The organism is Brevundimonas sp. (assembly GCF_036405315.1).
Taxonomy (GTDB): domain Bacteria; phylum Pseudomonadota; class Alphaproteobacteria; order Caulobacterales; family Caulobacteraceae; genus Brevundimonas.
Window position 1 is genome coordinate 1 of record NZ_DASWXW010000124.1, and the last position, 5794, is coordinate 5794.

General features: G+C 71.0%; 6 protein-coding genes. 2 read left to right on the forward strand and 4 right to left on the reverse strand.

Annotated features, from left to right (window positions below):
• From thrS to VGE49_RS07255, 4 genes are all read right to left on the reverse strand, one after another.
• On the reverse strand, positions 1 to 1448 hold a 1448-nt coding region (gene thrS / locus VGE49_RS07240), incomplete at its 3' end, for a threonine--tRNA ligase (RefSeq protein ID WP_331033889.1).
• Positions 1445 to 1693, reverse strand: a complete 249-nt coding sequence (yidD, locus tag VGE49_RS07245; RefSeq protein WP_105562548.1) for a membrane protein insertion efficiency factor YidD — start codon at positions 1691 to 1693, stop codon at positions 1445 to 1447. The genes yidD and thrS, both read right to left, overlap by 4 nt.
• Before the next feature lie 81 nt (positions 1694 to 1774).
• On the reverse strand, positions 1775 to 2245 hold the full coding sequence (locus tag VGE49_RS07250) for an iron-sulfur cluster assembly scaffold protein (protein WP_331033890.1): 471 nt from the start codon (positions 2243 to 2245) through the stop codon (positions 1775 to 1777).
• 47 nt (positions 2246 to 2292) lie between these two features.
• Complete coding sequence (locus VGE49_RS07255; RefSeq protein WP_331033891.1) at positions 2293 to 3132, reverse strand: tetratricopeptide repeat protein; 840 nt, start codon at positions 3130 to 3132, stop codon at positions 2293 to 2295.
• Positions 3133 to 3226: 94 nt separating this feature from the next.
• Between VGE49_RS07255 and VGE49_RS07260 the strand changes: the two genes are divergently transcribed.
• Both VGE49_RS07260 and VGE49_RS07265 read left to right on the forward strand, forming a co-directional pair.
• A complete protein-coding gene (locus VGE49_RS07260) occupies positions 3227 to 4612 on the forward strand; it encodes a leucyl aminopeptidase family protein (RefSeq protein ID WP_331033892.1) in 1386 nt (461 codons plus the stop codon).
• 76 nt (positions 4613 to 4688) lie between these two features.
• Positions 4689 to 5489, forward strand: a complete 801-nt coding sequence (locus VGE49_RS07265) for a C40 family peptidase (RefSeq protein WP_331033893.1) — start codon at positions 4689 to 4691, stop codon at positions 5487 to 5489.
• The last annotated feature ends 305 nt before the right edge of the window (positions 5490 to 5794 follow it).

The window sequence follows — 5794 nt, forward strand, 5'->3', positions numbered from 1 at the left end:
GTGCCGCAGGTCCATTCGCGGCCGATGGCGTCCTTGACGATGAAGTCCAGCTTGGGCGCGTAGAAGGCGCCGTCGCCCTCGGCGATGACCGGCTCGACCCCGGCGGCGCGGGCGGCTTCGGCCATCTGGGCCTCGGCCTTGTCCCAGAACTCATCCGAACCGGCGCGGACGTCGGGGCGGGTGGCCAGGTTGATGTAGGCCGTCTCCATGCCGAGGTCGGCGTGGACGCTCTTGGCCAGCTTGATGAACTCGGCCGTCTCGTCGACGATCTGGTCTTCGCGGCAGAAGATGTGGGCGTCGTCCTGGGTGAAGCCGCGCACGCGCATCAGGCCGTGCAGCGAACCCGACGGCTCATAGCGGTGGCAGGCGCCGAACTCGGCCATGCGCAGCGGCAGTTCGCGATAGGACCGCTGGCCCTGATCGAAGATCTGCACGTGGCCGGGGCAGTTCATCGGCTTGAGGGAAAGGGTCTCGCCCTCCACCGTCTCGCAGACGAACATGTTGGGACGGTACTTCTCCCAGTGGCCCGAGGCCTCCCAGAACTTGCGGTCCAAAACCTGCGGCGTCTTGACCTCGACATAGCCGGCGGCGTCCAGACGGCGGCGCATATAGGCCTCCAGCACGCGCCACAGGACCCAGCCCTTGGGGTGCCAGAAGACCATGCCCCGGCCCTCTTCCTGCATGTGGAAGAGTTCCATGGCGCGGCCCAGCTTGCGGTGGTCGCGCTTTTCCGCCTCTTCGATGCGCAGCAGATAGGCGTCCAGATCGGCCTGGGTGGCCCAGGCGGTGCCGTAGATGCGCTGCAGCTGGGCCTTGGACGAGTCGCCGCGCCAGTAGGCGCCGGCCAGCTTGGTCAGCTTGAAGGCCTTGCCGACGAACTTGGTGGTCGGGAAGTGCGGCCCCCGGCACAGGTCGGCCCACTCGCCCTGCTTGTAGACGGTGATGGTCTCCGTGCCCGGCAGGTCGCGGATCAGCTCGGCCTTGTAGGTCTCGCCGATCTTCTCGAAGTGGGCGATGGCCGTGTCGCGGTCCCAGACCTGACGCTCCAGCGGCGCGCCCCGGTCGATGATCTCGCCCATCTTCTTTTCGATCTTGGCGAAGTCGTCCGTCGAGAAGGGCTCGTCGCGGGCGAAGTCGTAATAGAAGCCGTCCTCGATGGCCGGGCCGATCGTGACCTGGGTGCCGGGGAAGAGCTCCTGCACGGCCTGGGCCAGGACGTGGGCGGCGTCGTGGCGGATGGTCTCCAGCGCCTCGGGATCGTCGCGCATCAGCAGGCGGAAGTCACCGTTCCCGTCGATGACGCGGTCCAGGTCGCGCTGCTCGCCGTTCCAGACGACCAGGGCCGCCTTCTTGGCCAACGAGGGCGAGATGGCGGCGGCCACGTCGCGGCCCGTCGAGCCGGCGGGATACTGACGCACGGCGCCGTCGGGGAATTTCAGTTCGATCATGACGGTCGTTCTTTTTCGATCTTGGCGGGCGGCACGGGATCATAGCCCGAACCGCCGAAGGGATGGCATTTACAGAGACGGCGCACGGTGAGCCATCCCCCCCGAACCGGACCGTGTTGCAGCAGGGCGTCGCGCCCATAGTCCGAACAGGTCGGCAGAAACCGGCACGACTGGCCGAAGAAGGGGGACAGCGTCACCTTATAGCCCCGATGGGCCGCGCGGACGCTGCGTTCGTAGAGAGACATCGGTCCCTTCGCCGGGGGCTCTGTTTCGGGTTCGCGCCGCTTATCCCTCTTCATCGCAGGGGGATCAACCGGACGAAGCCTTCAGGCCGCGCCGGCGAGGCGAGTTCGCGTATCGCTGTGGTGTTTCTCCAGCGCCTGGTTCACGGCTTCGAGCGTCGCTTCCAGCGCCACCATGGTCGAGGCGTGGCGCGCCGGATAGTCGGCGACCTGTTTCAGCACCCGCAGGCCCTCGAAGCGACCGACCGGACCGTCGCCGCCGGATTTCAGCATGGCCAGCATGGCGTCGCGGGCCGCAAGGATCTCCGCCGCCGAGGCGCCGAGGATGCTCTCGCCCACCACGCCCGCCGCCGCCTGACCCAGGGCGCAGGCCTTCACCGCCTGGGCGACGTCGCTGATGCGGCCCTCGCCATCCAGCACCACGTCCACGGTCGCCTTGGACCCGCACAGCTTGGCCACGCGCTCGGCGCTGCCTTGCGGCGCGGCCAGCCGCCCGCTGTGCGGCAGGTTGGCCGCCAGCGACAGGATGCGCGCGCTGTAGAGGTCGTCGATCATAGGAGAAAGATAGGCGCTCCGAACCGGAAGGTGAAGCGTTCCTGCTTTTACCCGCCCTGCACCGAGGACCAGGTGCGGGCTGTTCCGGTCTCGGCGACGGGGACGGCGGCGGCAGCAGACGCCGCCGCCGTCCGCTCCGCCAGCCAGCGCAGGTTGGCGTCGGCGGCTTCGGGCGGCAGGTCGCGGCGCAGGATGGCCTCGGCTTCGGCGGTCTTGCCCTGCAGACCCAGCGACAGGGCCAGGTTCTGGCGCACCTTCAGCGTCGCCGTCGGCTGGGCGGCGGCGCGGCGCAGCAGGATTTCGGCCGAGGGCGCATCGCCTTCGCCCATCCGGGCGATGGCGGCGTTGGTCAGGACGTCGGGATTGTCGGGCGACAGGCGCAGGGCCTCGGTCCAGGCCGCCTTGGCGTCGTCGGGGCGGCGCACCTGCTGATAGGCCACGCCCAGCAGCGACAGGGGGCGCCAGTCGCGTGGCGCGGCGGCGCGGGCCTGTTCCAGGGCGGCGATGCCGTAAAAGGCCTGACCGCGCGCGATGTGGGCGCGGCCGACCTCCAGCATGGCCTCGAGGTTGGCGGGCTGCACCAGCAGCACGCCCTGCGCCGTCTCGGCGGCCTGATCGAACTGGCCCATTTCGCGCAGGGCCTGGGCCAGGCGGACGCCGGCCACCGGGTCCATTGGATTGATCTGCTGTTCCTGCGCCCAGAAGACCGAGCGGCTGAGGGCGTCGGCGCGGTCGTAGCTGGCCCGCGTCGCGGCGTCGGCGGGCTGGCGCGCGGGCGCGGCGGCGGCCGGGGCCGGGGTCTGGGGCGAGGTCTGGGCCTGAACGGCGCCCGACAGGCTCACAAGAGCCAGCGTCATGGTTGCGGCGGCGGCGGCGGTGCGCGACATGGAGAGGGTCCGGACGGTTTCCTGCGGCCTCAGCGTCGCCCCTCCGGGTCAAGGTTTGGTTAATCGGCCTTTAAGGGCCGGAAAGGCTCGCCCCATGTCCGTCGCACACTCCGACCTGCTGATCGCCGCCTCCGACGCCGCCCGCCCGGTGCGCGTGGTCAAGGGTGGGCAGGCTCTGACCGGCAAGGCGGCCGCCTGGGCCGAGGCCAATGGCTTCACCGGCAAGGCGGGCCAGCTGCTGATCCTCCCCGGCGACGACGGCGCGGCGGCCGAGGCCCTGTTCGGCGCGGGCGAGGCCTTCGAACCGATGAGCGCCCGGTCCCTGCCGACCCGTCTGCCCGCCGGCGACTGGCGGCTGGAAGGCGTCGAGGGCGAGGCGGCGTCGCAAGCCGCCCTGGCTTTCGCCCTCGGCGGCTATCTGTTCGACCGCTACAAGGCCCGGCCCGAGCGCGCCCGCGCCCGTCTGGTGGCGCCCGCCGGTCTCGACCTGACCGAGACGCTGAACATCGCCGCCGCCGCCGCCCTGGCCCGCGAGATGGTCGACACCCCCGCCGCCGACATGGGGCCGCTGCAGATCGAGACCATCGCCCGCGAGATCGCCCAATCCGCAGGGGCCACGCTCACCGTCACGACCGGCGACGCATTGCTTGATGCAAGTTACCCGGCCGGTCACGCCGTCGGCCGCGCCGCCGCCCCGCACCGCGCGCCGCGCGTGCTGGAGATCGGCTGGAAGCTGGACCGCACCGACCTGCCGCTGGTGGCCCTGGTCGGCAAGGGCGTGGTGTTCGACACCGGCGGTCTGGACCTCAAGCCCGCCGCCGGGATGCGCAACATGAAGAAGGACATGGGCGGCTCGGCCCACGCCCTGGCCCTCGGCCGCCTCATCATGCAGGCCGATCTGCCGGTGCGGCTGGTGGTGCTGGTCGCCGCCGTCGAGAACGCGGTGTCCGCCGACGCCTTCCGCCCCGGCGACATCCTGTCCAGCCGCAAGGGCCTGACCATCGAGATCGGCAACACCGACGCCGAAGGCCGACTGATCCTGGCCGACGTGCTGACGCGGGCGGGGGAGCATGAGCCCGATCTGACGCTGGACTTCGCCACCCTGACCGGGGCGGCGCGCATGGCGCTCGGCCCCGAACTGCCGCCCCTCTACACCGACGACGAGGCGCTGGCCGAGGGCATCCTGTCGGCGGGCCGCGCGGTGGGCGATCCCCTGTGGCGGATGCCGCTGTGGGCCGGCTATCGCGCCTCGCTGGACAGCGAGATCGCCGACCTGCGCAATGATTCCGCCGCCTGGGCCCAGGCCGGGTCGGTGACGGCGGCGCTCTTCCTGCAGAAGTTCGCGCCGACGACGGGATCCTGGGCCCACATGGACATCTTCGCCTGGAACCCGCGCGCCCGTCCGGGCTGGCCGGAAGGCGGCGAGGCGCAAGGCCTGCGCGCCTGCTATCGCTACCTGCGCGACCGATTCGCCAAATAGCCAAGGCTGTTAACGCCCGATTTGGCTTCGGGGTTTACAAACGGCGGCTCACCCGCGTGAACCGCCGAGTCCCTGTTTGTCCGACGCCCTCGACCTGATCCCGCCCGGCGCGCCCCTGATCCTTCGGGACGGGGATCGCGTGGTGCTGGCCGAACAGGCGCTGGAAGGTCTGATGCGGGCCGAGGCCTATGCGCGGACCGAGGCCATGCATTGCCGGGTTCCGGTCGCGGACATCGTCTCGGACGCGGATCAGCGCATCGACCAACTGCTGCACGGCGAAGCCTTCGACGTGCTTCACCGTCAGGGCGATCGGGCCTGGGGCCGCGCGCGCCGCGACGGGATCGTCGGCTGGGTGGCGCTGGACGTTCTGTCGCCCGGCGCGCCCCTGGCCAGCCGCCGCGTCGCCTCCGTCACCGCCGCCCTGCCGCTGAACGCCCTGGTCGGCGAGACGGCCGAGGGGCTGAGCGAGCACGATCTTCAACCTGTCGGCGACTTCGAGCGCGAACCGGTCGCCGTGGCCGAACGCCTGTTGGGCCGTCCCCATGCGCTCGGTGCCCGTTCCTCGTTCGAGACCGACTGCTCGGGTCTGGTGCAGCAGGCCCTACTGGCCTGCGGTCTGCCCGGTCCGCGTCGGTCCGCCGGCCAGGCCGACCTGGGACGCCCCATAGCCCCGGATGCGGCCCAGCGCGGCGACCTGGTCGTCTGGATGGCTCCGGCGGGCGACGACTGGACCGGCCACTCGGCCATCATGGTCGACGCGGATCAGGTCATTCATTCGACCGGCGCGCGCGGCGGCGTGGTCATCGAGACCTTGGCCGAGGTCGAGGCGCGGCTGACCGGCGAAGGCTTCGCGTCAGCGGTTTTCCGGCGGATCTGACACTCTACTACCGCTCATCCCCGCGGAGGCGGGGACCCAGTGCTTTGGCTGCATCTGCGGCGCTGAAGTCGAAAGCGCACGCCGGGCGGGCGCGTCCGTGGCTCTCGTTGGGTCCCCGCCTCCGCGGGGATGAGCGGATTGAGGGAGCCCCCCCAGATGCAGAAAAAGGCGACCCGAAGGCCGCCTTTCCCCAATCGTTCGACTGTCGTCCGCGCCTTAGGCGGCGGGCGCCGCCGCCGGAGCCGCAGCGGCAGCGGCCGGAGCCGCGCCTTCCGCGGGAGCCGCCGCAGCGCCTTCGGCCGGAG